Origin of the sequence: Citrobacter sp. S55_ASV_140 (genome assembly GCF_018919505.1) — a bacterium.
Classification (GTDB): domain Bacteria; phylum Pseudomonadota; class Gammaproteobacteria; order Enterobacterales; family Enterobacteriaceae; genus Citrobacter; species Citrobacter werkmanii.
The window spans coordinates 1-398 of sequence record NZ_JAHLQZ010000448.1 but is presented as its reverse complement, the minus strand read 5'-3'; the positions used below and the strand labels follow the sequence as shown (position 1 = coordinate 398).

Genomic DNA, 398 nt, shown 5'->3' with positions numbered 1-398 from the left:
GCTAAGTCTACCTGTACTGGCGTTGAAATGTTCCGCAAACTGCTGGACGAAGGCCGTGCTGGTGAGAACGTTGGTGTTCTGCTGCGTGGTATCAAACGTGAAGAAATCGAACGTGGTCAGGTACTGGCTAAGCCGGGCTCTATCAAGCCGCACACCAAGTTCGAATCTGAAGTGTACATCCTGTCCAAAGACGAAGGCGGCCGTCATACTCCGTTCTTCAAAGGCTACCGTCCGCAGTTCTACTTCCGTACTACTGACGTGACTGGCACCATCGAACTGCCGGAAGGCGTAGAGATGGTAATGCCGGGCGACAACATCAAAATGGTTGTTACCCTGATCCACCCGATCGCGATGGACGACGGTCTGCGTTTCGCAATCCGTGAAGGCGGCCGTACTGT

General features: G+C 54.0%; 1 protein-coding gene. It reads left to right on the top strand.

What is annotated here, in order from left to right:
- A partial coding sequence (locus KQJ18_RS24465) for an EF-Tu/IF-2/RF-3 family GTPase (RefSeq protein ID WP_249359806.1) occupies positions 1-398 on the top strand: 398 nt, incomplete at both ends.